Here is a 16,409-nt window from a genome sequence, read left to right as displayed (position 1 = left end):
CCTCGGCCAGACGCAGTGCGTGGGCCACGGCGGCCATCACCTCGGTCGACATGGTTTCGCCATAGCCTGTTCCAGGCGTGCGTAGTACGCGTATGACACTCCCGCCGGCTCCTCGCGCCGCAGGCCGGGTACCCACCGCCGCTCGTATGAGGGCAGGCCGATGTCCTCCGGATTGAGCCGGGCTCTGAGAGACCGCAGAACCTCCTGAGCTCGGCACGCAGGCCAGCCCGGCAGACACCTCGTCGTCGGTCGCTACACGCGAAGACATCGCTGTCCTCCGTTTGTCAAACGTGCTCCCAGATGCGGAGCGGCGTTGCTTCTCCGTCTGGTCGGCGCGCAGTTGACGAGATCGCACACCGTGTGGCATCACCACTCGGCCCAACTGCGCGCCCACGAGTTATCCAGAGGTATGTACCCGTCGCCGAGACTCGGGTCCTGCTACGTGCCGGACGGAAGGCCGGAGGCGGCGACACTGCCGCTGACGCCGGTCATGATGGCGTTGATGATGCCCTGCTGGGTGACCGTGAGGGAGCGCCGGTTGAACAGCCCGAACCCGTACCGATCGGTTGCACCGTTGTCCCAGTAGATGGAGGCCGCGCCGTACTTCTTGGCGGTGGCTGCGACGGCCCGTGCGAAGTCCGCGCGATACCTGTTGTTCGACGAATCGAAGGATGACTTGTCGATGGCGCCGTATTCGCCCACCACCACCGGATACCCCTTCGTGACGAACACGTCGCGCATCATCTTGAACTGCGCGTCCAGATAGTCCTCCTGTCCCCAGGTCGACGTCCTCGACGGGTTGGTCGCTGCTCGGCCCCACTGCGTGATGGTGCCGCTTTCCTCTCCGGCGAAGTCCCACGGGCTGTAGTGGTGAACGGAGATCATGATCCGCCGCTCATTTGCGGGAATGGAGGGGGAGCGGTACTGGTCGGACGGAAGGGCGAAGCCGTAATTCCCGGCGGTGTAATCGATGTTCGTGTTCCAGCCGGCCACGAGCAGCCACCTCGAACTGTTGTTGCCGCCTGTTTTCCGCACGGTGTCCACGAAGATCTGGTTGTAGCTGTTGATGTTCGAGTAGCACGGTTGGGTCGGGCGGCCGTACTGCCCGTCGAACACTTCGTTCATGGACTCGAGGATCAGGCGCTGGTCGTAGTTCTTGAACCTGTTCGCGATCTGCTGCCAAGCCTTCTCGTACTTGGCCTTGATCGTCGCCTGGGAAGGTGAATCGCAGATCAGCCAGGAGCCGTTGACGGTCTTGTACCCGTCGCCGTGCATGTTGATCAGCACATGCAGGCCCCTGTTATAGGCGTAGTTGACGACTTCTTGGACTCTGTTCAGCCAGGCGGCGTTGATCGTGTAATTCGGGCCGGACCCTATGTATCCCAGGTAGGAGACCGGGATCCGGATCGTCTTGAACCCCGCCGCCTTTACTTTGTCGATGAGGGCCTGCGATACCGTCGGCTGGCCCCACGCTGTTTCACTGGGGTATCCGTTGGTGGTGGCTTCGAGTTGGTTCCCCAGATTCCAACCCGCGCCCATGTCGGCCACGATCTGCGAAGCGCTTGACTGTGCCACGGTATCGGCCGATGCCTGATGCGCCGCGCCGTACACAGATGCGGCAACTGCCAACAGGACGGCAAGGAAAATGACTCTGATCTTCCCTGCTAGTGAAACCATGAACTTTCCTCTCTTGTGTCCTTGAGAGTGTCGGACCCCCAAGCGGACCTATCTGTACGAGTGGGAGCGCGGCCGCCCGCTGTTCGGGCGGTTATGTCCACACTGGCCTGGAACGAACACGGTCGATTGCGCGGCGTCCGCGGGCGGCCACGCACCCTGCACGGCCCGGATGCGCGGCGATCACGGCAGACCCGCGCACCCGGGCCATGCCTGGTTGCCCCTCAGCTCAGGGCGGATTCCCAGGTGGTCGTGCTGGATGCGGCGTCGGCGCGAAGGCGGTCGCGGGCCTCGGTGTCGCCGTAGAGGCTCCACCGCATCCAGTCCACGGAGGTGTTGACGGTGCGGGAGTCGCCGAAGTAGTTGCTGTGCCCGGCGCCGCGGAAGGTCAGGAACGCCTTGCCGGCGGGCAGTTCCCGGTACGCCTGGCGGGCGGAGGGGATCGGGCACGTTCCGTCCCGGTCTCCGTGCGTGAACAGGACCTTGGCGCGGACCGACGGGCTCGGGTTGCCCATGTCCACACAGGACATGGGGATCGCGGCGGTGATCCGTGCGTCCGGCCAGGCCGTGAGCAGGCCGTGGGTGGTCATGCCGCCCATCGAGTGGCCGGAGACACCGACTCCGGCCGCTGTGTTGAGGTGGCCGGCCAGCGGGTCGCTCGCCGTGTTGAGGGCGAGGGTCCGGGTGATGACCTCGGAGACGTCCTTGGACTGGTTGCCGTTGTAGACGTCTTGGCCACTGAGGTCGGCGAAGTGGGGGGCGGGGACGATGAAGCCGGCCTCGGCCAGGGGGCGGATGATCGCCAGGGAATTCTGCGGGCTGCTGCTCAAGCCGTGCATGAACTCGCAGACCGGGAAGACGCCTTGGGCGACGGGGGCGTTGGTGACCGGGGAGCCACCGGGGGCGCCGGTGGCGGGGTAGTAGACGTAGGTGGTCCACCGGCGGCTGCCGCGGCTCCAGGCGTACTGGCGCACGCCGACCGCGAACCGCTGGGTCGGAGCTCCCGCCCGCGCGGTGGCACCTGCCTGGCCCGTGCCGAGCAGGAACATGCCTACGCCCGCGGCTCCGACCGCGCTCAGGGTCAGGAAGCTACGCCGTTGCATGGTCATGAAGACTCCTGGTGGGGGGTGTGCGGAGCGCTGCTCGGTCAGGCGCCGGGAAGAGACGTCGGTGATGCCGCGGCGGTGAGGCTGACCCAGGTGGTGGGGGGAGTGGTCGTGGGGGTGGTCAGGTCGGCGAATCGCGCACGGTGGAGGACGTTCCGGTCCTGCCCGTGGTGGTCATCGGCGTGGTGTGGCCTTGCCGGCAGAGACGCGGCGAGCCGCTGAACACCGGCCGAACCGTGACTCATTGTGGGAGCGGCCCTCCGCGCCCACCTGCCCGCCTGTCTGATGGGGAGGTGTTGATTCTGCGGAAGCGGCGCAAGGGTGTCTCTCCTTCCACTCGTCGTGTGCCGCAACTCTGGGAGCGTTCCCACATGTCCTGCAACAGGTACATTCACGATCGGGCGCCGATCTGTCAATCGTTGGCGCCCAACTCTGTTGTCTTCGACGCGGATTCGACAGATCGCAGGCGCTGGAGGCACCGTGTGACGCCTTCGAAGCCCGCCCGATCACACTCGCGGCGGCCTGCCGTCAGCCGTGGCCGACACCCGCACTCATGCCGGCGATCGTATGAGCCCTGATGTCGGGGTGCGGTCCCTCCGCGAATCGGGTCACCACGGCGCGGACATGGTCCTGGGCCGGCTGGAGCAGGCCGTCGTACACCGCGACGCAGACTTCCCGCGCCCGCGACCGGGGCCAGCCGGGCGGCAGCAGCCCGATGGGGAGCAGCGGGTCCAGAATGGGGAAGTGCCGGTAGGCGTGCATGACCTCGGTCCGTGCGCGCACCGCGTCGGCACCGGTGACACGGTCGGTGCTGATGTGCGGAAGCAGGCCGCTCCAACGGTCGATGAAAGCCCGGTAGTGCTCGGCGATGCCGGGCAGGTCCCACGCCTCGACCGGGTTGCGGTCGGCCTCCGTGTCCAGTTCCTCCTGCCGCGCGCGGAACACGGTGACCGCTCCCCGCGCCAGGTCGGCCACCTCGATCCGCCCCTTGGGGGTCAGGGGGTGCGGCGACACCCAGAGCGCGTCGTACAGCGGCGTGAATCCGCGCCACCGCAGCGCGGTGCGCAGTGCGCGCCGCCGCGTGCTCTCCTGTTCCGGGACGGAGAAGGCGATCAGTGTCCACCGACCGTCCCATGAATCGGGTTGGGTGGTGAAGGTGGCGATCGAACTGGCGCCGCTCCACAGATCGACGGCGGCCTGCGATGTCAGCCGGTAGGAGCTGTACCGCCCTTGCCGGCTGCTCTCCAGCACCCCTCGGCGCAGCAGCCTGCTGATCGTCGTACGGGCGGCACCCGCGGTCACGTTGAACTCTCCGAGCAGTGCCACGATCGCCGCCGACGGCAACCACGCCCGGACGGGGAACGTGTAGTCGGCGATCAATGTCACCGTGAGTCCCTGCGGCGATACGTCGCTTTGCCAGCCGGGCGACCGCACGGGGCCGGCGGCACCGTCACCCTCGTCGGAGAAGATCTCCTCGAGGTGGGACAGGTTCGGCAAGGTCGGCTCCGGCGCGGTGGACAGGGTCGGCATCACTGTAACGGTTGTGGAATCGCCGGGTGCAGCTCCGCCGCGATTGCTCCACCAGGCGGGATCTCCGCGCGCAGGCGAAGGCGCCCAGGCAGCGCCCAGGTGTGTAACACCGGTGTACTTGGAGAGTGACGGCAGCGAACAGTCGTCCTTGGCACCGTGCTTGCGGGGCCGCGGCGCGTTGGGCGATGTGGGCGTTCGTCATCGTCAATGTGGTGGTTGTCGAGGTGCTGTTCCTCGGCGCCGGGTCGGGCAAGAACGAGGTGCTGGCCGTCGCCCTTCGTGACGACTCGCCACTACGGCGAATTGGAGGCGGCCTGGACAGAATCGACCCGGTGCAACGTCAACGAGGTTCTGGAACTACTTGGGGCGACGCGCGTACACGAGGATGCACTCCACGAGGCCGCATCGCTTGCCCGTCCTGACGAACCCCCGCGCCCACGACCGTGGCGGCGGGTTCAGCCCGTTGTGTGCCGGGTCGCTCTGTCCTGGGCGGGGTTGGCCGCTGGTTCCTTGGCCGACGACAACTCCCGGCGCCGGAAAGTGCCCGCGGCCAGAGTCAGCGGGCCGATCAGCAGCACGAGTACCGCGACAGCGCCGATCGGGACGGACTTCCCGTGCTCCCGGGCTGAGCGTCGTGCGCCGGCCATCAGCCGGGTGTGAACCCGCACTACTGCGTGCCCACAGTCGAGCAAGTCTGCCTCGCACCGACGGGTCATGTGGCGGCAGTCCTCGACGGGCCGGGGCCTGTGGCATCAACGGGCGAAAGGTGACACAGGCGGGGGACGTCCTGCGTTCGAGCGGACAATCAGGGCCGCCATCGTGCTCGTACGTGTCTGGTACTGCCTCGCTGACGTTCGCAGGCACTTGCGTCTACGGCGATCGCAGCAGCCGGGGTGGCGAGGAAGGCGTGCACTCCCTGGTGAGCGGGGAGTGCACGCCGGGGGCTTGCGTAGCGAGCAGGGTCGGCTCACCCCGTCGCGACGCGCCCTGAAGAGGATTCCGCGGCACATGCGGACGGCGTATCCGACCGTGTGAGCGCCCGGCGTACCGCGTCGGCGAGTGCGGGAGCCGCGCTCGCGTCGGCATCTGCGATAGCCACCCCATAACGGAACCGCACGGTCTCGCCGTCCTCGACGGTCAGCTCCTCGCTGAAGAACGGTGCCGGGTTGAGGCAGGCGAACTCCTCGGTCCGGGCGAACCACTGCGGCGGGTGACTCGGGTTGGCCGCGTCGTCCACCATGAGTACGAGCGACTGTGCGTCCGTCTCGTCGTGGCGTCCCGCGAAACCCATCCACTCCATGCGCCGCCCGCGGACCTCGTCGCCACCCAGACCTTCCTCGGTCACGAACTGCCCGCCGGTGAACGACCGAGGGCCCCGCCAGAACAGGCCGCCGTAGCCGGCGTTCTCCCGTCCCTTGGTGGTCGGCGATCCCATGGCGACGTCCGTTCCGGAGACGTTCGTCATCCGAGTCTCGAACGTCAACGCCCAGGCGTCCGGGGAGATCAGGCTCGCTCGCAGCGTCCTGCGCTCGGTGAAGAACAGCGCGCCGGACTGGGTGGTCCAGTCCAGGTCGTGGGCGAACGTCGCCGTCCCGTCGGCCCTGTCCAGGTCGACGACCCGGCGGTGCGCCTGGGTTCCGTTGTTCTGCAGCTGGACGTAGAAGCGTCCATGGATGTACGTGGGACCGCCCCAGAAGTTCTCCTCGCCGACGTGGGGCAGGGACCACGCGATGCCCTTGTGCCACACGTGGTCGTGGGGACGGAACAGGCTGACCACCTTGCCGGCCCGGGTGCGCAGGGGGTGGATGTAGGGCTTGGGCGATTCCAGTTGGACGGTGTCCGGCTGGTACACGTAGCGGAACAGCTCGGTGCCGCCGTCGAGGACCGTGACCGAGGTACCGAGGTCGTGGTGGATCTCAAGAGCGTTCATACGAGGGCCTCCTTGACCGGTTCCCACGGCACGGCGCCGCCGTCCATGCTGAGCGCGAACGGGTCGTCGTCGGTCAGTTCGCCCGCGGCGACGGGGACACCGCGGAAGGCGGAGGCGTACGTCGCCGCCGCGAACTCCAGCGTGCGGCGCGCGTCTTGCAGACAGACGCCGGGTTCCTTTCCGGTCTCCCAGGCGTCGAACACGGCCTCGATCTGGAGTCGGTGGCCGCTCGTGACGTCCGGCTCGTCACCGTCGGTCCAGAGGTCCGAGAGATCCTCGCGGCCGGGGGCCGGCGTGAACCGCCAGTGCTCCTCGCGGTAGCCGTAGAGGTGTTCGAGTTCGACCGTGGCGTGTTCGAAGTCGAAGCGCAGGCGCGAGGTCTCCCGGGGGGACAGCAGGGAGTTGACCACCGTGGCGAGGGCTCCGCTGTCGAACCGGACGGCGGCGATCGAGACGTCCTCGGTGTCCGTGGGCCGGGCCTGGCGCTCGGCGAGTGCGGTGATCTGGGACCAGGGGCCGAGGACCGACAGCATGAGGTCGAACTGGTGGATGCCGTGTCCCATCGTGGGGCCGCCGCCCTCGACGTCCCAGCGCCCCCGCCACGGCACCTCGAAGTACGCGTCGGGCCGGTACCAGAGGGTCTCGCAGGTGGCGACCAGTGGCCGGCCCAGTGCGCCGGCCGTGGCCAGCCGTCGCAGGCGTACCGCCGCCGCGCCGTAGCGGTGCTGGAAGACGGTCAGGACCTTGGAGCCGGTCTGCTCCTGCACCGTGGCCAGTTGGTCCATCTCGCGCAGGCTCAGTGCCGTCGGCTTCTCCACCAAGGCGGTGACGCCGGCCCGCATCACCGTGGTTGCCAGCGGTACGTGGGTCTGCGGGGGCGTACAGATGTGTACGAGATCGAGGTCTTCGCTCTCCAGCAGAGCCTGCGGGTCGTTGAAGACGTGCGGCACGGAGAACCGGTCGGCGAACTCGGCGGCACGGGTGGGGTCGAGGTCGGCGACGGCGACCAGCCGGGCGCGTTCGGAGAGTTCGGTGAGGGCTTCGGCATGAGCGTGGGCGATACCGCCGGTGCCGATGATGGCCACGCGGTACGGCGGCCGGGGGCTGGGCATGGGTGTTTTCTCTCTCTTGGTTCCTGACCCACTTCTCGTGGGGGCTCCCGGGGGCCGTGGGCAGCGGCCACGGCCCCCGGAAGGAGGTCACTTGGCCGCGTCGATCTCGCCCTGGAGCTCCTTGATGAAGGCCTTCGCGGCGGCGTCGGGCGAGGTCTTCTTGAAGTAGACCTCCTGGCTGTAGCGCTGCAGCTCCGGCTCGATGCCGCTTCCGCCGTTGGGGGTCACGACCGGCGACTCACCCGGGGTCACGGCGTTCATGTAGTCGGCCGCCGCCTTGTCGGTCCCGGCCAGAGTCGGCTGGAGGTGCTTCAGCATCTCCTTGTTGGCGGGGATTCCGCGCTCCGTCTTGAGGATGTCGGCGGCCTTCTGGTCGTTGAGCACGAAGTTGACGAACGCGGCTGCCTCGGCCGGGTGCTTGCTCTGGCTGGAGACCGCCCAGTACATCGAGGGCTTGAAGAAGTTCGCCTTGGTGTTGCCGACGCGGGGCATCTGCAGCAGTTGCACCTGGGCGCCCGTGGCCTGCTGGATGGCGGTGATCTGGGTGTTGTACACCCCCATCATGGCCGCCTTGCCGGTGGCGAAGCTGCCGGCGGTGACACCCGCGGTCAGGTCCTCGACCATCGTCGACGTATTGACGCTGGCCCCGGAGGAGAGCAGGTCCAGACCGTACTTCCACATGCCGGCGAGCGTCTCGGGCTTCAGCGAGACGTTGCCGTCCTTGTCGAAGAGGTTTTCACCGTGCTGACGAGCCCAGTACTTGACATCGCCGGCGGAGAAGCCGGGCGCGCCGGCCGCACCGTGGATCTTGCCGCCGCTCTTGTCCGTCAGCTCCTTCCCGATTTTGGCGTAGTCGTCCCACGTCCACGTCTTGTCGTCGGGAACCTTCACGCCGTACTTCTTGAACAGGTCGGTGTTCACAAGGACGGACAGGACGCCGACGCCGACGGGAAGCGCGTACTGCGTTCCGTTGACCTGTCCGGTGGCGAGGGCCTGGTCGTCGAACTGCGAGGTGCTGAGGAGCTTCTTGGCCTTGCCGAGGTCGTACAGCGCTCCGCGGTCGGCGTACGACGCGAGATACAGCTCGTCCATCTGGACGACGTCGGGGGAGTCCTTGGCCGCGGTCGTCGTGGCGAGCGCGTCCCAGTAGCCGTTCCAGTCCTTGTACTGGCCCTTGACCGTGATGTTGGGGTACTTCTTCTCGAACGCCTTGATGACCTCGTCGGTGAGCTGGGCACGGGCGTCCGCTCCCCACCAGGTGGCACGGATGGTGACCGGCTTGTCGCTGAGCTCGGGAGCGGAGCCGGTGCTGGCGCCGGAGCAGGCGGTCAGTGCGAGCGAGAGTGAGGCGACCGCTCCGATCGCGACGCGTCTGAAGGGGCTGACATTCATGTGCTTCTCCTGTGCCTGATGGGTGGGTCAGGTTGATGGCTGCGGTGTTCCCGAGTGGTCATGACTCGGTCGCCTCCGCATGTCCGGCAGTAGCCCCCGCAGTCACTTGCCGCCGGTGGTCGCGATGCCTCGCAGCAGGAAGCGCTGTCCGGCGAGGAAGATGAGGAAGACGGGTACGAGCGACACGACACTCATGGCGAACACCGAGCCCCAGTCCGTCGCGGTCTGCTGGTCGACGAAGGTGCGCAGCGCGAGAGGCGTGGTGTACATGTCCGGGTCGGTCAGATAAATGAGCTGGGTGTAGAAGTCGTTCCAGGTCCAGATGAAGGTGAAGATCGCGGTGGTCGCCAGCGCCGGGACCATCAGCGGGAGGATGAGGGAGAAGAAGATCCGCGCGTGCCCGGCTCCGTCGATCCGTGCGGCCTCGTCGATCTCGCGCGGGATGCCCCGGATGAACTGCACCATCAGGAAGATGAAGAAGGCGTCGGTCGCCAGGAACTTCGGCACGATCAGGGGCAGGAACGTGTTGACCCAGCCGAGCTCCGAGAACAGGACGTACTGCGGCACGATGATCACGTGGATCGGCAGCATGATGGTGACGAGCATGACGGCGAACCAGACGCGCTTCGCCCGGAATTCCAGCCTCGCGAACGCGTATGCGGCCAGGGAACAGGCGAGGAGGTTCCCGAGGATCGCGCCGGTCACGACGATCGCTGAGTTGATCATGTAGTGGCTGAACGGTTGGGAGAAGGCGTTCCAGCCGTTGCTGTAGTTCTCGAAGCGCGGGTGCGTCAGGGCGAGTCCCGCGCTGCGGAAGATCTGGTTGTTGGGCCGCAGCGAGCTGACCACCATCCACAGGACGGGGTAGAGCATCGTCAGGGCGCAGAGAGCCAGCAGGCAGTGTTTGAGAGGGGCGCGCACCGCGCGTCTGATCCGGCGTATCGCGTGGGGGCGGGGGGCGGGCAGCGCGGGGGGTACGGCTGTGGTGCGGTCAGTCATCGTAGAACACCCAGTACTTTGAGGCCCAGAAGTTGACGGCGGTGAAGGCCGCGACGATGAGGAGCAGGACCCACGCGAGCGCGGACGCGTAACCCATGTCGAAGTGGCCGAACCCGCGCTGGTACAGGTACAGCGAGAAGAAGAGGGTGGAGTCGGCGGGCCCTCCGGTACCGCCGGAGACCACGAAGGCCTGGGTGAAGGTCTGGAAGGCGTGGATGATCTGCAGCACCAGGTTGAAGAAGATGATGGGTGTCAGCAGCGGAATGGTGATGCTGCGGAACTGGCGCCAGCGCTTCGCGCCGTCGACGGAGGCCGCCTCGTAGAGGGAGGTCGGAATCTGCCGCAGCCCGGCGAGGAAGATCACCATGGGTGATCCGAAGGTCCAGACGTTGAGGACGACGAGGGTCGACAGCGCCGTTCCCGGCTCCGAGATCCAGCCCTGCCCCTGGACACCGACGAGGGCCAGGGCCTCGTTGACAAGGCCGTTGGTCCCGAACATCGCGCGCCACAGCACGGCGATCGCCACGCTGCCGCCGATCAGGGACGGCAGATAGAAGACGGAGCGGTAGAAGGCAAGACCCCGTACCCCCTTGTCCAGCACCAGGGCGAGCCCGAGGGCCATCGCCAGCTGCAGCGGGACGGAGACGAGGACGTAGCTGAACGTCACTTCGAGCGACTTGTGCATACGCTCGTCATCGAGCATGCGCGTCCAGTTCTCGACTCCGTTGAACTGCGGCGGCTGCAACAGGTTGTACTTGGTGAAGCTGAGGTAGAGCGAGGCCAGCATCGGGCCGAGAGTGATCCCGAAGAGCCCGACGAACCATGGCAGTAGGAAGAAGAACGCCGCCTTGTTCTGCTGTCGCGCGCCCTTTTGGGACCCGCGCAGCCGGCGTAGTTCGTTGATGGAGCTCACGGCACTGCTCCCTTGAGCGGCGGCATCGGCACACAGTGGTGCGGGCCCGTCCCGGGCCGCGCGTCACCCAAAAAGTGATCGTTCACTTTGCGGGTTGCGAGGACCATAGTGAACGTTCACTTTTTCCGTCAAGAGTGTGTACTCTCTGTTTCCTGAACGATGGCGGATGGGTGGGGGAAGCGGATGGACGGCGCTGACACGGCGCGACGACGGCCGACGATCACCGATGTGGCGCGACTCGCCGGTGTGTCACCCCAGACGGTGTCGCGGTACCTGCGATTCAACAGCGGACTGAAGCCCGCGACCGTGGAGCGGGTGGAGAGCGCGATCCGCGAACTGGATTACCGTCCCAACCTGGTGGCGCGGTCGATGCGCACGCGGAAGACCGGCCGGCTGGCGATCCTCATGCCCGCCATGGCCTTCAACCCCTCACGCATGCTGGCGGGTGCCAGCGCGACGGCGCAGGCCGCAGGGTTTTTCGTGGATGTCGTGAGCGCCGGGGGCGGCGTACGCGCGAGGAGCGAACGACTGCTGGAACTCGCCGACTCGGGACAGTTCGAGGGCATCCTCTCCCTCGCCCCCGTGCTTCCCGCGGTGGAGAGCAAACTGCACCAGAGGACGACCGTGGTGATCTCGGCCGACTTCGACGACGAGATGCGCGGCATCGGGCAGCTGGCCGACGCCACGCCCCTGGTGCGGATGATCGAGCACTTGGCGGCGCTCGGTCACTCCCGGTTCCTTCATGTGGCGGGCGACGCGCAGTTCGCTTCCGCGAGGGCGCGCAAGCAGAGCTATCTGGACACCGTCGAACGCCTCGGGGCCGAGTCCGTCGGAGTCTTCGACGGAGACTGGTCGGGAGAGTCCGGCATCGAGGCGATACGGTCGCTCCCGAGCCATGCGCGGCCGACCGCGGTGATCGCGGCCAACGACCTCGTCGCCGCCGGCGTCATCCGGGGCGCCCGGGAGCGCGGCTGGGACGTGCCGGGCGACCTCAGCGTGACCGGTTGGGACAACGCGGGGGTCGGACAGTTCATGACCCCGTCACTGACCACCGTCGACGTGGAGCTCGAACAGCTCGGCAGTACGGCCATGGCCAAGCTGATCGCGGGTCTGAGGGACAGCGCGCCCGAGACGAGTGAGGGCTCCCTGTTCCGGATCATCTGGCGGGAGTCGACGGCCGAGCCGCCGTCGGCAGGGCGTCTCAGCCGCAGGCGGTGACCAGCGCTGCTGCCGGGGTGGGCGCGGAGCAGGCGGACCGTGTCCGTCCCCTGCGCCTGCACCGCCCATCCGGCCCGGCCGTGGGTGCGGGCCGAACCGGCCGCGCACGCCGCGCGTCCTCAGGTGCGCATCGCCCTCAGTTCGCGTAGACGTCAAGCTGGCCACACATCCCGAACTTCCCGCGGGCAGCGGGCTGTTCAGACCGCACGGCGGCATCTGCGAGGTGGGGGGACTCCCCCCGCTCCAGCCAGTCGAGCTGCGCCCCGGTGGCCGCGCCGGAGGCCTCGGCGCCTTGTCGCCACCGCTCGCGCCACTCGGCGATGCGGGGCCGTACGAGCGCGGCGGCGGCACGGTGGAACGCGGCCAGGGCCTGTGGCCCCTCGGCCTCCCGAAGTGCCCGGTAGCCCTCCAGAGCGAGGTCCCGCCGGGCCCGGGCGGCGCGCTCCTGCTCCTCCTCGGGCGCGTCGGCCGGGATGGCGGTGGCGCGGGCGTACGTCTCCGGATCGGTCAGGTACGGCGGGGGCAGCGTGAGGACCGCGTCCCCCGCCTCCGGCAGCCCGCTGTTCTGCATCAGAACGGTGATCCGCAGATCACCCTCGTTGACCAGCCGGTGGATGGTGCCCGGCGTGAACCAGGCGACCGTGCCGACCTGGAGCGGAGTGACCTCGTACCCGGAAGCGGTCAGCGTCTGCACGGCCCCGCGTCCGCCGGTGACGACGTAAGCCTCTGAACACGCCAGGTGCATGTGAGGCGTGCCGCCGCACGCCCCGTCGGCGGCGGGCCAGTCGTACACCGACAGATGCGAGATGGCGACGCCCCCGGGCAATCCGGTGTTGGTTGTGCTCATGTGTGTGTTAACACTCCAGTTCAGTACAGTAAGCGCTTTCTGTCCCTCTTAATTTACGTGCGAGTCGCCCAACTCGTCAATGTTCTGTCTAAAATCAGACCCGAATGGCGAAGCCGCAAGGAGGACGATGTGAACAATGGTTTGGTAGGTAAGAGCGTCTATGCCTTCGGCGACAGCATTGTGTACGGACATGTGTATCCGCACAGTTTCGTGGACGTAGTTGCAGAGCGCGAGGGCATGTCCCTCACCAAGTTCGCCCGGAACGGCGCGACCATAGGCGCCGACCCGCATGCTTCCGGAGGACAGATACTCACGCAGGTCGAGCAAGCGCCCGACATCGCGCCGGACTTCGTCATCTTCGACGGAGGCACCAACGACGCGCAGTCCATTTTCCGGGACCGTGCGTACACGCTCGGCACCTACGCCGAAGAGTTGGAGAAGACGCTGCACGCTATGGAGCGGAAGTGGCCGACCGCCCGCATCGTGTACGTCGCCGCCCACAAGCTTGGTTCGCGGGACTGGGACACTCAGGTGGCGCTGCGCGAGGCGACTCTGGAAGCCTGCCGCACTTGGGGCATCGCCGTTGCCGACGTCTTCGGGGCAACCATGTTCGACACGCGCGATGACACCCAGCGTGCGAAATACACATTCGACGACCTGGCCAACGGTTTTCCTGGCACAGAGGGATCGGGAACACATCCCAACGAGACGGGTATCACCACTTTCTATGTGCCGGTGGTGAGCGCCACGCTGCAGCAGATTTCATCACGTTGATCAGTCGGCAATCGGATCTGCCTGGCCGATATCGGCCAGGCAGATCCGATTCTTCATTTTCATGACGCCAGCCTGAGCTGAGCATCATGGCGGACGAGGAAGCGCTTACTGGATCGGGTACACTTACCGAAATCCTCACGCCACCAGACTGGCCCTGGCTGTCACTGGCCGAATCCGGTACCGCGCGAGATCCGGACGTCATCCACGTGCACCGCTCCGCGCTCGCCCCCGTTCGAGTACCACGCGACCTTCGCGATCCCCGGCATCGAGGTGCGGAACGCGGCGTCGTTCACTACGCGCCGGCCGTCGATGTCCAGGTCGAAGCGCTGGTTCACGGTGTCCACGGTGAGCGTGGCCCGGTACCACTTGCCATTGGTGTACGTACCGATCACGGTGTCCGTGGTTCCCTTGTACGCGTGGATCTGGCCGCGGGCGAAGGCGACGCTGACGGCTGGGGCACCGCTGGCGTTGTACACGTAGGGCAGCCCGAACCAGCCGGCCTGCGTGTCGTTGCGCATCACCTGCGTGTCGATGGTCACCACGCCCTGCAGCGGGGTGCTGAAGAGCCGGGCGAGGTTGGTCCCGTCGGTGCCGCCGCCTTCGATGGTGCGGGTCAGCCGGACGCTCTTGTCGGTGGCGGACGGCGTCCCCACCACGGAGACGTCGTTGTTGGTCGAGATGACCCGCCATCCGTTGGTCCCGTTGGCGAGCGCGCCGGTCGCCAGGCCGTCGAACGTGTCCGTGAACGCGATGTTGGGCGCGCCGCGTTCGAAGGCACCGATCTCCGGACCGTTCCCGATCGGCACTGGAGACCCGGCGTTGTCGAGCCCTCCGTTGCCGGTGACCGTGGCTCCGGCGTCGACGAACACCGAACCCGACTGGAGCGCGAAGTTCGCCGCCGTGCCGAGCCTCGGACCGTTCTCGTCGCCGTACGGCCCCGTGACGGAGGCATTCACGAACTGCGGAGCGCCGACCACGGCGTTCGCGTCGGACGTGGGCACGGTCGTCAGGTTGTCCGAGTAGCCGTTGTTGTTGTAGGTGATGGTCGACTTTTGTACGAACGTGGGCGCGGACTGCCCGGAGACGAACAGGTTGTTGGTCAGCGTCACCCTGCCGGAGACGCCGCCGGTCACCATGTTCGTCGAACTGGTGTTGGCGAAGGTGTTGTTGTAGATGTTCGCCACCGTGCCGCCCGTCTGCGACAAGTGGAGGTTCCACCGCGTGCTGCCGGTGATGACGTTGTAGCGGACCACCACGCTGCCGAACTGGACGTTGGAGTTGCACGCGCAGAGCAGGATGCCGTCGCCGTTGTCGTGGAGGTAGTTGTACTGGAACAGCTGGTTGGTGGTGCCGATGTCGGGGTCCAGGGCATTCTGGTCGGCACCGCCCGACGAGAGGTGGGTACCCATGATCTCGTTGTGCTGGACGGTGACGCTGTCGGCCATGTTGGTCTCGACGCCGGAGACGCCGACCCGGTCGATCACGTTGCCTTCGACCAGTGCGCCCTTGACGCCGGTGAGGTAGATGCCGTTGCAGCCGAAGGGCGTGTTCGCCTGCGTGATGTAGTTGCCGCGGAACGTGACGTTGGTGTACGGGGTGAACCTCGAGTCGGTGGCAGTGGCTCGCTTGCCCCAGCCGGTGAAGACGGCACCTGGCGCGTCACCGGCGTACTGCTTCGTGACGATCCCGCTGAACGAGGTGTTCTTGATGGTGGAGTTCTCCACGGTGATGCCGTCGAGGACCGTGGGGGCACCGGGCGCGGTGATGTCCTGGACGCCGGTGAGGAAGGCGATGCCGCCGGTGTCCTTCGAGCGGTCCCAGCCCTGAGCGAAGCTGATGCCCGGCTTGTTGTCGGCGGTGCTGCCGCCGACCCACTTGACCTCGCCGGTGACGTCGTGCACGTCCACCGAGTCGATCACGAAGTGGTGCAGGGTCTGGCCGTTGTCACCATGCACGCCGATGCCGCGGAAGTCGCCGAGTTTCGAACCGTCGCTCGTCCCCGTGGGTACCGCGTTCGACACGTCGAGGTTGCGGATCTCCCAGTACTGCTGGTTGTTCAACCGCACCGCGTCGGCGACGGTGCCCTGGCCGGCGATCTTCGGCTTGGCGCCCGCCCCGTAGCTGTCGATGGTGATAGGGGCGCCGTCGGTGCCGGACCCCTTCGGCCAGAGCTGCCCGGTCCAGCTGTCACCGGCCTCGAAGCGGATGGTGTCGCCGGGCTGGAACGTCTTCGCGTTCACCTTGCTCAGCGAGCGCCAGGGCGCGCTGGTGCTGGTTCCGGTGTTGCTGTCGTTGCCGCTCGCGCTCACGTAGTACGTGGTGCCCGCGGCGAAGGCCCGCTGCGCGGGTATGAGCACGATCGACGCGAGCACGACGGCGAGCGCGCACAGTGCGGCCGCTGTCGCTCGTGACACAAGTCTTCGGTTGGCGGTCATGGTCCTCTTCTTGTCGTGGTGGTGAGGTACTGGCTCCTGTCGCGACGCCTCCGACCGGGATGTCGGGTAACGACTCGGGGCGCTGGCGGCTCGGGACCGTACGGTGGACGCACCAACGGGTGCGCGACGACATGGGCACTGGTCCGGCCGGACACGCCCCATCGGGGGCTGAGCTCTGCGGCGGCTCCAAGATCCGTGCTTCCTGTGTCACAGTGCCCTCCCGGATGTGCAGCGGGCCTTCGAGAACGTCATGGCTGCCCCTCGGGGCGCATCGGGAAAACGTATTCCGCGCAGTGTGCCCAGCGGTGATCGAGTGCGTCAAGGTTTCGAGCAGATGAACGTCAGCGTTGTGGAGGCCCCTGCCGGAAAGCCGACGGCGCCATGCGACAGCGAGCCGTGCGGCAGCCCGGCTGCTTCGGTAAGGCGCTTGTCACTGGCTGCTCAACCCGTCGCCCGGCGGGGGTGCCGCAGAGCAGGCG

The 16,409-nt window shown here is 67.1% G+C and carries 12 protein-coding genes and 1 pseudogene; 2 read left to right on the top strand and 11 right to left on the bottom strand.

Features of this window, described 5'->3' with window-relative positions:
* Nucleotides 1–438: 438 nt before the first annotated feature.
* From AB0I98_RS28880 to AB0I98_RS28840, 9 genes and pseudogenes are all read right to left on the bottom strand, one after another.
* On the bottom strand, nt 439–1,677 hold the full coding sequence (locus tag AB0I98_RS28880; RefSeq protein WP_362947003.1) for a glycoside hydrolase family 5 protein: 1,239 nt from the start codon (nt 1,675–1,677) through the stop codon (nt 439–441).
* Between the two features lie 221 nt (nt 1,678–1,898).
* A complete protein-coding gene (locus tag AB0I98_RS28875; protein ID WP_362947001.1) occupies nt 1,899–2,783 on the bottom strand; it encodes an alpha/beta hydrolase in 885 nt (294 codons plus the stop codon).
* Between the two features lie 525 nt (nt 2,784–3,308).
* Entirely contained in the window at nt 3,309–4,310 is a 1,002-nt protein-coding gene (locus AB0I98_RS28870) for a PaaX family transcriptional regulator C-terminal domain-containing protein (RefSeq protein ID WP_362946998.1), read from the bottom strand.
* 581 nt (nt 4,311–4,891) lie between these two features.
* A pseudogene (locus AB0I98_RS28865) lies at nt 4,892–5,044 on the bottom strand (IS110 family transposase); the annotation flags it as partial.
* Between the two features lie 233 nt (nt 5,045–5,277).
* Nucleotides 5,278–6,240, bottom strand: a complete 963-nt coding sequence (locus AB0I98_RS28860; protein ID WP_362946996.1) for a PmoA family protein — start codon at nt 6,238–6,240, stop codon at nt 5,278–5,280.
* Nucleotides 6,237–7,352 (bottom strand): Gfo/Idh/MocA family oxidoreductase, encoded by a 1,116-nt coding sequence (locus AB0I98_RS28855; protein ID WP_362946994.1) that lies wholly within the window; start codon nt 7,350–7,352, stop codon nt 6,237–6,239. Before AB0I98_RS28855 ends, AB0I98_RS28860 begins: the two co-directional genes overlap by 4 nt.
* Nucleotides 7,353–7,439: 87 nt before the next feature.
* Nucleotides 7,440–8,744: an extracellular solute-binding protein gene (locus AB0I98_RS28850; protein WP_362946992.1), complete on the bottom strand. Its 1,305-nt coding sequence runs from the start codon at nt 8,742–8,744 to the stop codon at nt 7,440–7,442.
* A 102-nt stretch (nt 8,745–8,846) separates the two neighbouring features.
* Nucleotides 8,847–9,743 carry a carbohydrate ABC transporter permease gene (locus tag AB0I98_RS28845; RefSeq protein ID WP_362946990.1) on the bottom strand — a complete coding sequence of 299 codons (897 nt, stop codon included), beginning with the start codon at nt 9,741–9,743 and terminating at the stop codon, nt 8,847–8,849.
* A complete protein-coding gene (locus AB0I98_RS28840; RefSeq protein WP_362946988.1) occupies nt 9,736–10,656 on the bottom strand; it encodes a sugar ABC transporter permease in 921 nt (306 codons plus the stop codon). Before AB0I98_RS28840 ends, AB0I98_RS28845 begins: the two co-directional genes overlap by 8 nt.
* A 183-nt stretch (nt 10,657–10,839) precedes the next feature.
* On the opposite strand from AB0I98_RS28840, the gene AB0I98_RS28835 reads away from it, so the two are divergent.
* Complete coding sequence (locus tag AB0I98_RS28835) at nt 10,840–11,874, top strand: LacI family DNA-binding transcriptional regulator (RefSeq protein ID WP_362946985.1); 1,035 nt, start codon at nt 10,840–10,842, stop codon at nt 11,872–11,874.
* A 136-nt stretch (nt 11,875–12,010) separates the two neighbouring features.
* On the opposite strand, the gene AB0I98_RS28830 is transcribed toward AB0I98_RS28835, so the two are convergent.
* On the bottom strand, nt 12,011–12,721 hold the full coding sequence (locus tag AB0I98_RS28830; protein ID WP_362946982.1) for a cupin: 711 nt from the start codon (nt 12,719–12,721) through the stop codon (nt 12,011–12,013).
* 129 nt (nt 12,722–12,850) lie between these two features.
* Here AB0I98_RS28830 and AB0I98_RS28825 point away from each other — a divergent pair, with 129 nt between their 5' ends.
* Entirely contained in the window at nt 12,851–13,495 is a 645-nt protein-coding gene (locus AB0I98_RS28825) for an SGNH/GDSL hydrolase family protein (protein WP_362946980.1), read from the top strand.
* Nucleotides 13,496–13,656: 161 nt separating this feature from the next.
* Here the strand turns inward: AB0I98_RS28825 and AB0I98_RS28820 are convergent, their stop codons facing one another.
* On the bottom strand, nt 13,657–15,930 hold the full coding sequence (locus tag AB0I98_RS28820) for a right-handed parallel beta-helix repeat-containing protein (protein WP_362946978.1): 2,274 nt from the start codon (nt 15,928–15,930) through the stop codon (nt 13,657–13,659).
* Nucleotides 15,931–16,409: the final 479 nt, after the last annotated feature.

This window comes from Streptomyces sp. NPDC050211, from assembly GCF_040656035.1.
In the GTDB taxonomy this organism is placed as follows: Bacteria; Actinomycetota; Actinomycetes; order Streptomycetales; family Streptomycetaceae; genus Streptomyces.
Note: the sequence above shows the minus strand (reverse complement) of the source record. Positions and strands in the feature narration are given on the sequence as shown.

Bases quoted from the DNA above. Each gene is read 5' to 3' on its own strand.
- AB0I98_RS28875 (WP_362947001.1), bottom strand. From the start codon at position 2,783: ATGACCATGCAACGGCGTAGCTTCCTGACCCTGAGCGCGGTCGGAGCC.
- AB0I98_RS28855 (WP_362946994.1), bottom strand. From the start codon at position 7,352: ATGCCCAGCCCCCGGCCGCCGTACCGCGTGGCCATCATCGGCACCGGC.
- AB0I98_RS28830 (WP_362946982.1), bottom strand. From the start codon at position 12,721: ATGAGCACAACCAACACCGGATTGCCCGGGGGCGTCGCCATCTCGCAT.
- AB0I98_RS28820 (WP_362946978.1), bottom strand. From the start codon at position 15,930: ATGACCGCCAACCGAAGACTTGTGTCACGAGCGACAGCGGCCGCACTG.
- AB0I98_RS28880 (WP_362947003.1), bottom strand. From the start codon at position 1,677: ATGGTTTCACTAGCAGGGAAGATCAGAGTCATTTTCCTTGCCGTCCTG.
- AB0I98_RS28860 (WP_362946996.1), bottom strand. From the start codon at position 6,240: ATGAACGCTCTTGAGATCCACCACGACCTCGGTACCTCGGTCACGGTC.
- AB0I98_RS28845 (WP_362946990.1), bottom strand. From the start codon at position 9,743: ATGACTGACCGCACCACAGCCGTACCCCCCGCGCTGCCCGCCCCCCGC.
- AB0I98_RS28850 (WP_362946992.1), bottom strand. From the start codon at position 8,744: ATGAATGTCAGCCCCTTCAGACGCGTCGCGATCGGAGCGGTCGCCTCA.
- AB0I98_RS28835 (WP_362946985.1), top strand. From the start codon at position 10,840: ATGGACGGCGCTGACACGGCGCGACGACGGCCGACGATCACCGATGTG.
- AB0I98_RS28870 (WP_362946998.1), bottom strand. From the start codon at position 4,310: ATGCCGACCCTGTCCACCGCGCCGGAGCCGACCTTGCCGAACCTGTCC.